Origin of the sequence: Streptomyces sp. NPDC051738, from assembly GCF_044453205.1 — a bacterium.
Classification (GTDB): domain Bacteria; phylum Actinomycetota; class Actinomycetes; order Streptomycetales; family Streptomycetaceae; genus Streptomyces.
Window position 1 is genome coordinate 210 of the sequence record NZ_JBITCM010000028.1, and the last position, 13,723, is coordinate 13,932.

Consider the following 13,723-nt stretch of genomic DNA (forward strand, 5'->3'; position numbering starts at 1 on the left):
CCGTAGGGGTACGCGCCGCGCCACCACCGGATCGCCGTGCGCGACTGCCGCGCCGCAGGGGTACGCGCCATCGCCGGATCGCCTTGCCGTGGGCGGCTGCGGGCCCGTAGGGGTACGCGCCGCGCCACCACCGGATCGCCGTGCGCGACTGCCGCGCCGCAGGGGTACGCGCCATCGCCGGATCGCCTTGCCGTGGGCGACCGCGGGCCTGTGGGGGCTACGCCTTTGCCGGGCACTTCTCGACGCCGGTCCAGGCAATCTCAGCCCGTCCGGCGTTTGAGGACGAGGCCCCTTCAGGGCCGAAGCGGGGGTCTGGGGGCCGCAGGCCCCCAGCAGGGCCCGCACCCGGCAACGGCGCGAAGGGCCCCCGGACGTCAACCGTCCGGGGGCCCTTCGTTTTCGTGCTCGGTCGAGGAGGTTGTCCACCGGACCGGCTACCCCAACAGGCCGCCTACCAGGCCCGGTTCGCCGGAGGTGGAGCCTCCGCTGCCGGAGCCGCCGGTGGAGCCGCCGCCGGAGGTGGGGCCTCCTGAGGTGGGGCCGGTGCTGGTGCTGGGGGCCTCGTCGGCCGGGGTGGACTGCTGGGGTGGGGCCTGGCCCGCCGTGCCCTGGGTCGCGCTGGGCGTACCCGCGCCGGTCGCGCCCGTGTCGCTGGTCGCGCCCGGCGTGGTCGCGGCGCCCGACGGGGTGGCCGATCCCGACGTGGCGCCCTGGGTGGGCGCGTTGGAGGCGGACGGCGTCTTCCCGCGCTGGTCGGGCTCCTGCGGGAGCGGGGAGCCGGGGAGTTCGTTGCGCGGGGCCTCGCCGGGGCCGGGGACCACGACGCGGTCCGCGTCACGGACGGCGCCGCCGAGCAGGGAGCCGATGAGGAGGGTGAGGCCGGTGACGATCGCCGTGACCAGGGCGCCGCGGCGAAGGACGTACTGGCGGAGTTCCCAGATGTCGGAGCGCGGGCCCAGACGGCGCCAGGCCATCCCCGCGAGGCGGCCGTCGATCGAGTAGACCGGGGCGCCCGCGATGATCAGCGGGGACCACGCCGCCAGGTAGATGATGTCGGGCGCGTCGTAGACCGGGACGCTCTTCCAGCTGACGGTGACCAGGAGCGCCGCCGACAGCAGGGCACCGACCACCGCGGCCACCCGCTGCCAGCAGCCCAGGACCGTGAGCACGCCCACGATGACCTGGAAGAAGGCGATGACCAGGCCGGAGCCGACGGGGTGTTCGAGGGCGAACTGGCGCAGTGGTTCGGCGACTTCCCAGGGGTGCAGGGTGTTGAGCCACTTCACCATCGAGCCGCGCTTGCCGCCGTCGAAGTAGACGGGGTCGCAGAGCTTGCCCATGCCGGCGTAGATGGAGATGAAGCCGAGGAAGACGCGGAGGGGGAGGAGGACGACGCCGAGGTTCATGCGGCGGCCGGGGTAGTAGGCGTGCCGTGCCGGGTCGTCGCCCGGGCGCTTGAACTGCGTGCCGGTCTCGTCGTCCGGGCCGCCGACCCCGTCCTCGCCCTCGAAGTCCTCGGCCTCGTAGGCGAGTTCTTCGTCGTACGCGCTCTCCACCGTGCGCATGCTCGGCAGGAGGCGGGTCTCCATCGACTCGTGGGTGCGTTGCGCGCCGACGATCGGGGTCTCGACGGTCTGCGTCAACTCGTCGTCGTCGTAGCCGCCGTCGTAGCCCCCGCCCACGTCCACGCGCGGGATGACCTGGGTGGCCCCGGCGTGTGCCGCTTCGTCGCCGTGGCGGACGCTGCCGTCCCGCACGGCCTGGAGCAGGCGGTGGGCGCCGGTGTCGTCGGGCGCGGACGTGCCGTTCCAGACGGCGACCCGGCGGCGGGGGCCGGTGGCCGCGCCCGCTCTGCCGGCCGCGCCCACGACGGGGATGCGGGTGGTGTCCTCGGTGGCGCTCGATTGCCGTGCGATCCGCGGGGATTTGGTGCGCCCGGTCGACGCGCCCAGCAGCACGCGGAAACTCGCGTGATTGACGATGATCTGCGCCGGATCGCTCGGCACCTTCACCATGCTCAGCGCGGGAGCGTCGTCGTAACCCGACGAGCGGTCCCCCGTGGGTGTGCGGGGTGTTCTGGTGTCCACACTCAACTAACCGAGTGACGTGTGGTTAGGACACTGCCTTGACCGGTCCGATCTGTCCGGACCGCGTCAAGGATGCGCAGGTCGCACCACTCTCACCAGAATTAACCCGCACGGGTGACGCCACGGATGTCTGTTCAGACGCGTCGGCGAGCCGCCTCGTAGAGGACGATCCCCGCCGCCACACCGGCGTTGAGGGACTCGGCGCCGCCCGGCATCGGGATGCGTACCCGGAAGTCGCACGTCTCGCCGACCAGGCGGGACAGGCCCTTGCCCTCGCTGCCCACGACGATGACGACCGGGCCGTCCAGGGCCTGAAGGTCACCGAGTTCGGACTCGCCGTCGGCGGCCAGTCCGACGACCGCGATGCCCGACTTCTTGTACGCCTCCAGGACGCGGGTCAGGTTCGTGGCGCGGGCGACCGGCGTGCGGGCCGCCGTGCCGGCCGAGGTCTTCCAGGCGCCGGCCGTCATGCCCGCCGCGCGCCTTTCCGGTACGACGACTCCGTGGCCGCCGAACGCCGAGACCGAGCGGACGACGGCGCCCAGGTTGCGCGGGTCCGTCACGCCGTCGAGGGCGACGATGAGCGGGTCCTCGCCCTCGTCGTAGGCGGCGTTGGCGAGGTCCTCGGGGTGGGCGTACTCGTAGGGCGGGACCTGGAGGACGAGGCCCTGGTGGTTGAGGCCGTTCGTCATGCGGTCCAGCTCGGGGCGCGGGGCCTCCATGAGGTTGATCCCGCCGCGCTCGGCGGCGAGCTGGAGGGCCTCGCGGACGCGCTCGTCGTTGTCGATGAACTGCTGGACGTAGAGCGTGGAGGCCGGGACCCCCTCGCGCAGTGCTTCGACGACCGGGTTGCGCCCCACGACCATCTCGGACGTGCCCTTGCCGCCGCGGCCGCGCGGTGCGGGACGGCGCGCGGCCTGCTTCGCCTTGGCGTTCGCGATGCGGTTCGCCTTGTGCTTCTTGCGCATCTCGGCGGGCGGGGTCGGGCCCTTGCCCTCCAGTCCCTTGCGTCGCTGGCCGCCACTGCCGACCTGCGCGCCCTTCTTGCCGGACATGCGGCGGTTGTTCGCGGCCATGACCTACCTGTCTGTCGTGAGGCGTTCGTACGTACGTCTATGCAGTGTGCCGCCCGGAGGGCCGGGCGGCACAATCGATCTTTCGGACGGCCGGCTCGCTCAGCGCGGGCCGAGGGTCCAGCGCGGGCCCTGTGGGCCGTCCTCGATGACCAGGCCCGACTGGTTGAGCTGGTCCCGGATGGCGTCCGCGGTGGCCCAGTCCTTGCGGGAGCGGGCCGCCTCGCGCTGGTCGAGGACCATGCGGACCAGGGTGTCCACGACGCCGTGCAGGTCCTCGCCGCGGTCGGTCTCGCCGGCCCAGTGCGCGTCGAGCGGGTCCAGGCCGAGGACGCCGAGCATGGCGCGGACCTCGGCGAGGCGGGCCACGGCGGCTTCCTTGTCGTCGGCGGCGAGGGCGGAGTTGCCCTGGCGGACCGTGGTGTGCACGACGGCCAGCGCCTGCGGGACGCCCAGGTCGTCGTCCATCGCCTCGGCGAAGGCGAGCGGCACCTCGGCGGACGGCTCGACGACGCCCGCCTTCTCCACCACGCGCTGCACGAAGCCCTCGATGCGCGCGAACGCCGACTCGGCCTCGCGCAGGGCCTCCACGCTGTACTCGATGGTGGAGCGGTAGTGCGGGGTGCCCAGGTAGTAGCGCAGGACGATCGGGCGCCACTGCTTGACCATCTCGGAGACGAGCACGGAGTTGCCGAGCGACTTCGACATCTTCTCGCCGCTCATGGTGACCCAGGCGTTGTGCACCCAGTACTTGGCGAAGTCGTCGCCGTACGCCTTGGCCTGGGCGATCTCGTTCTCGTGGTGCGGGAAGATCAGGTCGAGGCCGCCGCCGTGGATGTCGAAGGCGGAGCCGAGGTACCGGTGCGCCATCGCCGAGCACTCCAGGTGCCAGCCCGGACGGCCCCGGCCCCACGGCGTCTCCCAGTCGGGCTCGCCGGGCTTGGCGGCCTTCCACATCGCGAAGTCGCGCGGGTCCCGCTTGCCGCTGATGCCCTCCTCGGCGGGCTGCCGCATCTCGTCGAGGTCCTGCCGGGACAGCTCCAGGTAGGAGGGCCAGGAGCGGACGTCGAAGTAGACGCTGCCGTCCGCCTCGTAGGCGTGTCCGCGCTCGATGAGGCCGCGCATCATCTCGACCATCTCGGTGACATGGCCGGTGGCGCGGGGCTCGTACGTCGGCGGGAGGCAGCCGAGGGCGGTGTAGCCGTCGGTGAAGGCGCGCTCGTTCTCGTAGCCGATGGACCACCAAGGGCGGTTCTGGTCGACGGACTTGGCGATGATCTTGTCGTCGATGTCCGTGACGTTGCGGATGAACGTCACCTCATAGCCGCGGTACGCGAACCAGCGGCGCATGATGTCGAAGTTGAGGCCTGAGCGGATGTGGCCGATGTGCGGTGCCGCCTGCACCGTGGCGCCACAGAGGTAGATCGAGACACAGCCCGGCTGAAGCGGGATGAAGTCACGGATCTGCCGGGCGCTGGTGTCGTACAGGCGAATGGTCACGACACCAGGGTAGTGGGCGGACGGGAGTGCCCGGTGCCCTCCGGTGGATTGACCGATTCGGCTGCGGGTCGGTGGGGGCTGGGCGCGCAGTTCCCCGCGCCCCTTGGTTGGCACGCTTGCCCGCGTTAAGGGCCACCGTCCTCAACCCACCCGGACCACCAGCGCCGTCGCCACCGCCATCAAGCCCTCGCCTCGGCCCGGGAACCCCAGTCCGTCCGTCGTCGCGCCCGATACCGACACCGGGGCTCCGGCCGCCTCCGACAGGATCTTCTGCGCCTCGTCGCGGCGTTTGCCGATCTTGGGGCGGGGGCCTACGACCTGGACCGCGATGTTGCCGATCCGGAAGCCCGCCTCGCGTACGATCCGGGCCGCCTCCGTGAGGAGTACGACGCCGGGGGCGCCGGACCACTCGGGACGGCCGGTGCCGAAGTGCTGGCCCAGGTCGCCGAGGCCGGCTGCCGAGAACAGGGCGTTGCAGGCGGCGTGTGCGACGACGTCCGCGTCGGAGTGGCCGGCCAGACCCGGGCCCTCGCCCTCCCACCTCAGGCCCGCGCACCACAGCTCGCGGCCCTCCTCGAAGGCGTGGATGTCGGTGCCGATGCCCACCTGCGGCAGCGGCACGCCCGTCTCAGAAGCCATCGTTCAGCCTCCGGCGGGCCAGGACCGCCTCCGCCAGGACCAGGTCCAGCGGGCGCGTGACCTTGAAGGCCTCCTCGTGGCCGGGGACGACCACGACCGTCAGGCCGAGCTGCTCAACCATGCCGGCGTCGTCGGTGACCTCGTCGGTCACCGTCTCGTGTGCGCGGATCAGCGTGGCGCGGTCGAAGCCCTGGGGGGTCTGTACGGCACGGAGGCGGGCGCGCCGCGGGGTGGCCACCACCGGCTCGGGCTCGCCGACGGCCGAGGCGGGCTCGACCTCCTTGACCGTGTCCGCGAGCGGCAGCGCGGGGACGACGGCCGGGGCGCCGTCCCGTACGGCCTCGATCACCGCGTCGACCGTGTCCACCGGGACCAGCGGGCGGGCCGCGTCGTGCACCAGGACGATGTCGTGGTCCGGCGGCAGCGCGTCCAGGCCGAGCTTGACGGATTCCTGGCGGGACTCCCCGCCGGGGACCACCAGGAAGTCGGTGCGCTCGGGCAGCGCGTGTGCGTCGAGCAGGCTCTTGACCTCAGCGGCGCCGTCGGGCGGGGCCACGACGACCACGAGGGAGACGGCACGGGACGCGGCCATCGCGCGCACGGCGTGGATCAGCATGGGCGTGCCGTTCAGCGCGCGGAGCGCCTTGGGGGCGCCCGGGCCGAGACGTACACCCCGGCCTGCGGCCGGAATCACGACAGCCGTACGGCGGCCGGCGGGGGTCCCACCAGGGGTTCCGGCAGGGTTGCCGGTACCGGATTCCGAGGGCGAAGGGCGCGAAACGTCAGACATCGGTTCCTGTCAGGTTTGTGTGCTCGGCCAACTTGGGTATGGCCACAGCGTGCCGGGCGCGACGCCTTGACCGGACCCTTCCGTGACAGTCGGTCGAGCCTGCTGCCCGGGCCCGGCACATCAAGTATCGGGGGGTCTCCCCCCGGAAGTGGACGTCTTGACGGCGTCGAAACGCGAACATGCCGCAGCGCCCGGCGACAGCTGCTATGTCATCGGGCACCGCGGCACTTCTGTGAATAATTCAGCACTGTGCTGAACTGAGGCGGATGGACCGCGTCAGGACGCGAGAACCTCGTCGAGCAGGGCCTCGGCCTTGTCCTCGTTGGTGTTCTCCGCGAGGGCAAGCTCGCTCACCAGAATCTGGCGGGCCTTGGCGAGCATGCGCTTCTCACCGGCGGAGAGTCCGCGCTCGCGCTCACGACGCCACAGGTCACGCACGACTTCCGCGACCTTGATGACATCGCCGGAGGCGAGCTTCTCCAGATTTGCCTTGTATCGACGCGACCAGTTCGTGGGCTCCTCGGCGTACGGCGCGCGCAGCACCTCGAAGACCCGGTCCAGTCCGTCCTGACCGACCACATCACGCACGCCGACGAACTCCGCATTGTCCGCTGGCACACGCACCGTCAGGTCACCCTGGGCGACCTTCAGCACCAAGTAGGTCTTGTCCACGCCTTTGATCTGGCGAGTTTCGATGGCCTCGATCAGCGCGGCCCCGTGATGGGGATAGACCACGGTGTCGCCAACCTTGAACGTCATGTGACAGGTACCCCTTCCGTGGCTATCCAGGGTAACACGGAAACTGCGGGTTCTGAATGGCGTTTTCGCAGGTCAGGGCATATCTCGGGGCTTGACAACAGCAACAGGAACGTGCTTCGCGGGCCGAGCGGAAGAAGGTATTCGCAGGTCGGAGCGGCTCTACAGGCGAGGAGAAACGCGCACGTTACACACATCCGGCGGCGCCTCCGAGTGGCCGAACGTACACATATGTCCGGTTCCAAGTGTGCGACTTTCGCTACTCCGTTCGGCGTCCCGAGTCGGGTACCGGACGATTCCGGAATTGATCACGGCCCAGGTCGGCAGCACACTCGGTGATCAATTCCTGGAACGTCGTGCATTCCTTCACGGAAATTTTGCGGGCCGCCTTGCGAGGGACTTATGTGAATGGCGGACGAGGCGCACGGGCAATGTGACTCGCGGGTCACTTGTGAGTGACGGGACGGACCGTGGAAGAAGATCGCAGAGGTTCGAAGAGGTCCGATGAGGTACTACGGGCGCTCAGGGGAGGGTCGGGTGCGGTCGCGCGGGAACGGCTCGGTAACCTAAGGCCGCTGACAGACACTTAGGGCGGCTTCAAGCGCCCGCCCCGTTCGAGTCAAGGAGTTGCCGCCGCCGTGAGCAGCAGCCTTCGACGCGGTGCCCTCGCGGCCGCCGCCATCGCGTTCTCGATCGCCTCGCTCTCCGCGTGCGCGGCCGGCAACAACAGCCAGACCCTGGAGATCAAGCCGGACAACGCGGCCACCACGGTCGGCGACATCAAGATCCAGAACGCCGTCGTGATCACCCAGCCCGACCTGGAGTCGACCGGTCCGGCCGCGATCTCCGCCACCCTGTTCAACTCCGGCCGCACCGCCCAGACGCTGGACGCGATCAAGGTGGACGGCACGAACAAGACCGCCGCGCTCAAGCCCGCCAAGGGCGCCAGCCTGACCATCCCGGCCGGCGGCTCGCTCATCATCGGCGGCAAGGACAACGCCTCCGCCGTGCTGCCGAGCAGCCGTGAGGCCATCCAGGACGGCAACGCGCAGAAGATCACCTTCACCTTCAGCAAGACCGGTGACGTGAGCCTGCGCGCCTTCGTCGTCCCGGCCGAGCACTTCTTCAAGGAGTGGGGCCCGACCGAGGTCCCGGCGACGCCGGGCAAGACGGCCTCCCCGACCGGCTCGCCGACCGGGGCCACCCCGACCGAAGAGGGCTCCCCGGGCGCGACGCCGACGGACGGTACCGAGGCAGGCACCGAGGCCGGTAGCGGGACCGAGGCCGGCACGAACGCCGGCGGCGCGGCGACCCCGTCCGACAGCGCCTCGCAGACGACTGCCGGGCACTGAGCGGTCGTACGGCACTGGGTTGTCGTACGGCACTGAGTTGTCGTACGACACCTGCACAGTCGTAGAAGAAGGGCGGGACCCCCGGAAAGGGGGTCCCGCCCTTCGACGTAGCTACCGTCGCGGCTGTGCTCTTTACGGCTCGAACTTGTAGCCGAGGCCGCGCACCGTCACCAGGTACCGCGGCGCGCCCGGGTCCGGCTCGATCTTGGCGCGCAGGCGCTTGACGTGGACGTCGAGGGTCTTGGTGTCGCCGACGTAGTCGGCGCCCCAGACACGGTCGATGAGCTGCATGCGGGTCAGGACGCGGCCCGCGTTGCGCAGCAGCATCTCCAGCAGGTCGAACTCCTTGAGGGGGAGGTCGACCTTGGAGCCGGAGACCGTGACCACGTGGCGGTCGACGTCCATGCGGACGGGACCGGCCTCCAGCGCGGCCGGGGTGACCTCCTCGGGCTCGCCGCGGCGGCGCAGGACGGCCCGGATACGGGCGACCAGTTCGCGGGACGAGAAGGGCTTGGTGACGTAGTCATCGGCTCCTATTTCCAGGCCGACGACCTTGTCGATCTCGCTGTCCTTGGCGGTGACCATGATCACCGGGACGTTGGAGCGGCCGCGCAGCTGACGGCAGACCTCGGTGCCCGGCAGGCCGGGCAGCATCAGGTCGAGGAGGACGAGGTCGGCGCCGTTGCGCTCGAACTCGTCGAGTCCGTCGGGCCCGGTGGTCGCGACGGCGACCTCGAAGCCCTCCTTGCGGAGCATGTACGACAGGGCGTCGGAGAAGGACTCCTCGTCCTCGACGACGAGCACTCGGGTCACGGGCGGACCTCCGGGGCGGAAAGCGTTTCGTACGCGGGTGAGTCGGGGGAAGTGGGGGGATCGGATGATGCGGGGTGCCCGGCCTCGTCGTCGAGATCGGGGTGCTGCTGTGCGCGGTCGCGGGCCGCACCCGCCTCCGGCAACCGGAGGGTGAACGTGGAGCCCTGTCCCTCGGAGCTCCACACCGTGACCTCCCCGCTGTGCGAGGCGGCCACGTGCTTGACGATCGCGAGACCGAGGCCGGTGCCACCTGTGGCACGGGAACGGGCCGGGTCCACGCGGTAGAAGCGCTCGAAGATGCGCTCCTTGTCCTTGTCCGAGATGCCGATGCCCTGGTCGGTCACGGCGATCTCGATGAGGTCTCCGCCCGGGGCGCTGACCCGGCGGGCGGCGATGCCGACGCGGGTGCGGGCGGGCGAGTAGTTGACGGCGTTCTCGACGAGGTTGCCGAGCGCGGCGGCGAGCTGGCCGCGGTTGCCCCAGATGGTGAGGTCCTCGGTGCCGCCGGCGGCCATGTTGATCTGCTTCGTCCCGGCGGCGTGCCGGCAGCGGTCCACGGCCTCAGCGACGAGCTCGTCGACGCGGACGGGCTCGGCGTCCTCCAGCGGGTCGTCGTTCTGCACCCGGGAGAGGTCGATGAGCTCCTGCACCAGGCTGGTGAGCCGGGTGGCCTCGATCTGCATGCGCCCGGCGAAGCGCTCCACGGCCTCCGGGTCGTCGGAGGCGTCCATGACGGCCTCGGAGAGGAGGGAGAGCGCGCCGACCGGCGTCTTCAGTTCATGGCTCACGTTGGCGACGAAGTCGCGTCGCACCGCCTCTATGCGCCGGGCCTCGGTGAGGTCCTCGACGAGGAGGAGGACGAGGCGGGAGCCGAGGGGCGCGACCCGCGCGGACACGGCGAGGGCGTCGCCGCGTCCGGTGCCGCGCCGGGGGAGGTCCAGCTCGACCTGCCGTATCTCTCCGTCCCGCCTGGTGTCCCGGGCCATCTGGAGCATGGGTTCGACGGAGAGCTTGCCACCGCGCACCAGACCGAGGGCGTACGCCGCCGAACTGGCCTTGACCACGGCGTCCCCCTCGTCGAGTACGACGGCGGAGGAGCGCAGCACCGACAGGACCGTGTCCACGCCGGGCGGCAGGACCGGGTCGGTGTGCAGGGAGGTTCGGGTGGGTCGCTTCAGGTCGCGTTCGCTCCAGCGGAACGCCAGCATGGCGATGACGCCGGTAAGCACCCCGGCGATCGCTGCCGCTGCGGCGACCGCCGCGTTCACGTCCATGCACCCAGGTTAGGCATGTCGCGGGCAGTGGCCACAGCCGTCGGAGTGCGAGCTCGAACACTCGTCGCCCAGAGTTCACCTTGGAGCCAGTGGTGGTTCATTTGTGGTGGCGGAAACGGACGCGTGGGCGCCGGATCGTGGGGACGTCGGGTTCACCCCGGCGGTTTAGCGTGGAGATCACACTGGCGGTTTCACGACAGTCCGACTGACGTTTTTGCGACAGTCTTACTGTCGGAGGTCATGACCGTAAGACTGTCCGCTCGACGGTTTGACCGGTTTGAAGACAACCGGAACCCCCGAGGCAGACGTAAGAGAGGGACCCTGATGCGGGACGCGTACCACGAGGAACTGGACTCGATCGGCGACAGCCTGGTCGAGATGGCCCGGATGGTCGGGTCGGCGATCGGGCGCGCCACGACGGCGATCCTCGACACCGACCTGAAGCTGGCCGAAAGCGTGATCGAGGCCGACCAGAAGGTCGACGACCTCCAGCACGACCTGGAGGCGCGGGCCATAGCGCTGCTCGCCCGCCAGCAGCCGGTCGCGACGGACCTGCGGATAGTCGTGACCTCGCTGCGGATGTCCGCGGACCTGGAGCGGTCGGGCGACCTGGCCCAGCACGTGGCGAAGCTCACGCGGCTGCGCTACCCCGCGCGCGCGATCCCGCACGACCTGCACGCGACCATCCTGGAGATGGGCCAGCTCGCGCAGCGCCTGATGGCGAAGGCGGCCGAGGTGATCATCACCAAGGACGTCGACCTCGCGCTCCAGCTGGAGCAGGACGACGACGCGATGGACCTCCTGCACCGCACCCTCTTCCAGCACCTGATGGACGAGCGCTGGAAGCACGGCATCGAGACCGCCGTGGACGTGACGCTGCTCGGCCGCTACTACGAGCGGTACGCCGACCATGCGGTGGCCGTGGCGAAGCGCGTGGTCTACCTGGTGACGGGCGAGCACGCGGATGAGCTCCAGCCCGACATCCAGCCGGAGATCCAGGCGGTTTCAGGGGTGGAGGGGGCGTAAGCCCCGCAGAGTGCCGGGTGGGCTCGTGGACGGGCTTGCGGGTGCCTTTTCGGGGCGTGCGCAAGCCTCTGTGCGCCGTTGATGCGCCCAGCGGGGCGGGCATGGAATGGGCACAGGCACCAGCCTTGAGGAGGGACCATGGCCGAATCCCCCAGCACCCCCGGCACGACACCCGACCCCACGCGGGAACGCCCGACCGACCGGCCCGCCGACATCAGGAGCCTCCCGCTCGTCGGCGCCTGCGGCTGCGGCTCCGGCTGCGGGTGCGGTTGCCAGTCGGGGAATCCCTGCCAGTGCGGGTGAGGGTCGATCTCGTACGACGGTGAAGGGCCCCGGCGCTGTGGAGGCGCCGGGGCCCTTCGCTGTGCGCGTCGCCGGGGGCCCCTCGCTTGCCGTGCGTGCGGGTGCCCCTCGCTTGCCGTGGCGTGCGAGCGCAGTATGGAGGGAGAGCAGTTGCACGCACCCCGGTAAGCGGAAGGAGGTGCGAGGCATGGCTCGGTACATGGATGTACACCACGGAATGCAGGGCATCACAGCCGACCAGTTGCAGCAGGCCCACGACGCCACGGCCGCGTTCGAGCAGGAAGAGGGAGTCCACTTCGAACACGCCTGGGCCGACCCCGGGTCCGGCACGGTCTACTGCCTCAGCGAGGGCCCCTCGGCCGACGCGGTCAAGCGTGCCCACGAACGCGGGGGCGCAGGGGCGCCTGACGAGATTCACTCGGTGCCGCTGATGGTGTGAGGTGCGATGCGGCGGGTACGGCGGCGCCGTGGCGAGCGGCGCCGCCTGGCGAGCGCCTCGACAGGCGAACCGCGGGCTACGGACTTACGGTCGAGCGGTAGGCGCCGCCGCGAGTGTGTGCCCTTGTGGGCGCCGGTCGCATCCCCTCACGACACGACAGGAGACGACCTGCCATGGCCACAGCTTCTGAGACCCCGGTACTGGACACCCTCGCCGCGATGACGGTCGACTCGGTCGAGCGGTGCGGGTTGCGCCCGGAGACGTTCATGCTCACCCGCATCGCGGCCCTCGCCGCGTCGGACGCCCCGCCGATCTCCTACGTCGCCCATATCGACCCCGCCATCCAGGCCGGCATGACCGCCGAGCAGGTGCAGGACGTCCTCGTCGCCATCGCCCCCATCGTGGGTACCGCCCGCGTCATGACGGCGGCCGGCAACATCGCCAAGGCCCTCGGCATCACGATCGCGGTCGCGGACGCGGAGATGCGGGGCGGAGCGTAGGGACGCCGCCGACCGAGGGCACTTCTTGCGCTCAGTCGCAGGTCTGGCCGGGTTCCATGCTCACGATGGCCGTCCAGGGCGAGACCTTGCCGTCGGTCCTGGGGTCGATCTCCACGTGGTGCCGGCGTTGCAGTTGGCCAGGTACGGGCTGATGTCGGCTCGCAGGAGGGTTGGTCCCATCTGGCGGCGTTGTAGCGGCTATCTCCGATGTCGCTGGTGTCGGCAGGGGCTCTGGGCGTCGGACGAGGCCCGGGCGTCGGACAGGGCTCGGGCGTCCGACGGGGCTCGGGCGTCCGACGGCACCAGGTAGTCGGTCGTGCCGATCCGGACGCCGTGCCCGGTGAAGTAGAGGAGCAGGGTGCTGCCGGGCGGCGCGCTCGCGGAACTCTCGGAGATGCGCTCGGTGATCTCGTTCCGGGTGGGATTCAGCAGGGTCTCCACCGCGTAGCCGCTGCCCCGCAGGGAGTCGCCCAGGACGCGCAGATCGGCGTCGACCGTGGCGGCCAGGGAGGGAAGCAGGTGTCCCGCTCCGGGATTCTCCCCCACGCCGATGAGCAGGGCTATGGGGCAAGTGTCCGGCCGCCGCGCGGGGTGCTAACGCGTCACGCGGTAGTGGAGGTAGACGAACTTGGAGTTGAAGGTGCGGGTCTCGACGAGTTCGAGATCCTGCCGGCGCTCGCCCTGGGGAAAGTACGAGATGCCACCGCCGACCAGCACCGGGTGGACGATGACCCGGTACTCGTCGATCAGATCCGACGCGGCCGCCTCGGCAGCGAGGGTCGCACCACCGATCGCGATCTCGCCCTCCTCCGGCTCGGCCCGCAACCGCTCGATCTCCTCCGCCAGGCTGCCGGAGGCGAGGCGGGCCTGGCCCTGCACCTCCGACAGCGTGGTGGAGAACACCACCTTCGGGAGCGGGTTCCAGAGCTCGGTCCACTCGCGCGCCGCGTCGTCCAGCGACGGATCCTGGTCGGCGGTCTCCCAGTACAGCATCGTCTCGTACAGCCGCCGCCCCAGCAGATGGACGCCGACCCCTCGAATCTCGTCGATCCAGAAGCGGAAGACGTCCTCGTCGGGTGCCGTCCAGTTGAAGCCGCCGTCCGGCCCGACGATGTAGCCGTCGAGTGAGGTGCTCATCGAATAGGTCACGCTGCGCATGAGAAGGCCTCCT

Annotated in this window: 14 protein-coding genes; 4 read left to right on the forward strand and 10 right to left on the reverse strand. The window is 70.5% G+C overall.

The window, feature by feature from the left end; translation table 11 throughout:
- Nucleotides 1-434: 434 nt before the first annotated feature.
- The 6 genes from ACIA8X_RS41675 to ACIA8X_RS41700 all read right to left on the reverse strand — a co-directional run bounded on the left by ACIA8X_RS41675 (nt 435) and on the right by ACIA8X_RS41700 (nt 6,848).
- A complete protein-coding gene (locus ACIA8X_RS41675) occupies nt 435-2,087 on the reverse strand; it encodes a DoxX family membrane protein (RefSeq protein ID WP_399460544.1) in 1,653 nt (550 codons plus the stop codon).
- Between the two features lie 134 nt (nt 2,088-2,221).
- Nucleotides 2,222-3,163 carry a 23S rRNA (guanosine(2251)-2'-O)-methyltransferase RlmB gene (gene rlmB / locus ACIA8X_RS41680; RefSeq protein ID WP_399460498.1) on the reverse strand — a complete coding sequence of 314 codons (942 nt, stop codon included), beginning with the start codon at nt 3,161-3,163 and terminating at the stop codon, nt 2,222-2,224.
- Nucleotides 3,164-3,262: 99 nt separating this feature from the next.
- Nucleotides 3,263-4,660, reverse strand: coding sequence for a cysteine--tRNA ligase (cysS, locus tag ACIA8X_RS41685; RefSeq protein ID WP_393452413.1), 1,398 nt, complete (start codon nt 4,658-4,660; stop codon nt 3,263-3,265).
- A gap of 141 nt (nt 4,661-4,801) precedes the next feature.
- Nucleotides 4,802-5,299, reverse strand: a complete 498-nt coding sequence (ispF, locus tag ACIA8X_RS41690; protein WP_393452410.1) for a 2-C-methyl-D-erythritol 2,4-cyclodiphosphate synthase — start codon at nt 5,297-5,299, stop codon at nt 4,802-4,804.
- On the reverse strand, nt 5,289-6,089 hold the full coding sequence (ispD, locus tag ACIA8X_RS41695; RefSeq protein WP_393452407.1) for a 2-C-methyl-D-erythritol 4-phosphate cytidylyltransferase: 801 nt from the start codon (nt 6,087-6,089) through the stop codon (nt 5,289-5,291). Before ispD ends, ispF begins: the two co-directional genes overlap by 11 nt.
- Nucleotides 6,090-6,365: 276 nt before the next feature.
- Nucleotides 6,366-6,848, reverse strand: a complete 483-nt coding sequence (locus tag ACIA8X_RS41700) for a CarD family transcriptional regulator (RefSeq protein WP_003953493.1) — start codon at nt 6,846-6,848, stop codon at nt 6,366-6,368.
- A gap of 635 nt (nt 6,849-7,483) precedes the next feature.
- Between ACIA8X_RS41700 and ACIA8X_RS41705 the strand changes: the two genes are divergently transcribed.
- Nucleotides 7,484-8,197 (forward strand): DUF461 domain-containing protein, encoded by a 714-nt coding sequence (locus ACIA8X_RS41705; protein WP_393452404.1) that lies wholly within the window; start codon nt 7,484-7,486, stop codon nt 8,195-8,197.
- 132 nt (nt 8,198-8,329) lie between these two features.
- Here ACIA8X_RS41705 and ACIA8X_RS41710 read toward each other — a convergent pair whose 3' ends face one another.
- Nucleotides 8,330-9,010 carry a response regulator transcription factor gene (locus ACIA8X_RS41710; RefSeq protein WP_015659563.1) on the reverse strand — a complete coding sequence of 227 codons (681 nt, stop codon included), beginning with the start codon at nt 9,008-9,010 and terminating at the stop codon, nt 8,330-8,332.
- Nucleotides 9,007-10,284, reverse strand: coding sequence for a sensor histidine kinase (locus ACIA8X_RS41715; protein ID WP_393452401.1), 1,278 nt, complete (start codon nt 10,282-10,284; stop codon nt 9,007-9,009). Before ACIA8X_RS41715 ends, ACIA8X_RS41710 begins: the two co-directional genes overlap by 4 nt.
- A gap of 324 nt (nt 10,285-10,608) precedes the next feature.
- Here ACIA8X_RS41715 and phoU point away from each other — a divergent pair, with 324 nt between their 5' ends.
- The 3 genes from phoU (at nt 10,609) to ACIA8X_RS41730 (ending at nt 12,552) form a co-directional block, all read left to right on the forward strand.
- Nucleotides 10,609-11,310 carry a phosphate signaling complex protein PhoU gene (gene phoU / locus ACIA8X_RS41720; protein WP_393452398.1) on the forward strand — a complete coding sequence of 234 codons (702 nt, stop codon included), beginning with the start codon at nt 10,609-10,611 and terminating at the stop codon, nt 11,308-11,310.
- 490 nt (nt 11,311-11,800) lie between these two features.
- Nucleotides 11,801-12,052, forward strand: a complete 252-nt coding sequence (locus ACIA8X_RS41725) for an SCO4226 family nickel-binding protein (protein WP_393452392.1) — start codon at nt 11,801-11,803, stop codon at nt 12,050-12,052.
- A 173-nt stretch (nt 12,053-12,225) separates the two neighbouring features.
- A complete protein-coding gene (locus tag ACIA8X_RS41730) occupies nt 12,226-12,552 on the forward strand; it encodes a carboxymuconolactone decarboxylase family protein (protein WP_393452389.1) in 327 nt (108 codons plus the stop codon).
- 198 nt (nt 12,553-12,750) lie between these two features.
- Here ACIA8X_RS41730 and ACIA8X_RS41735 read toward each other — a convergent pair whose 3' ends face one another.
- Nucleotides 12,751-13,098: a caspase family protein gene (locus ACIA8X_RS41735; protein WP_393452386.1), complete on the reverse strand. Its 348-nt coding sequence runs from the start codon at nt 13,096-13,098 to the stop codon at nt 12,751-12,753.
- A 48-nt stretch (nt 13,099-13,146) separates the two neighbouring features.
- Nucleotides 13,147-13,710, reverse strand: coding sequence for a dihydrofolate reductase family protein (locus ACIA8X_RS41740; RefSeq protein ID WP_393452383.1), 564 nt, complete (start codon nt 13,708-13,710; stop codon nt 13,147-13,149).
- Nucleotides 13,711-13,723: the final 13 nt, after the last annotated feature.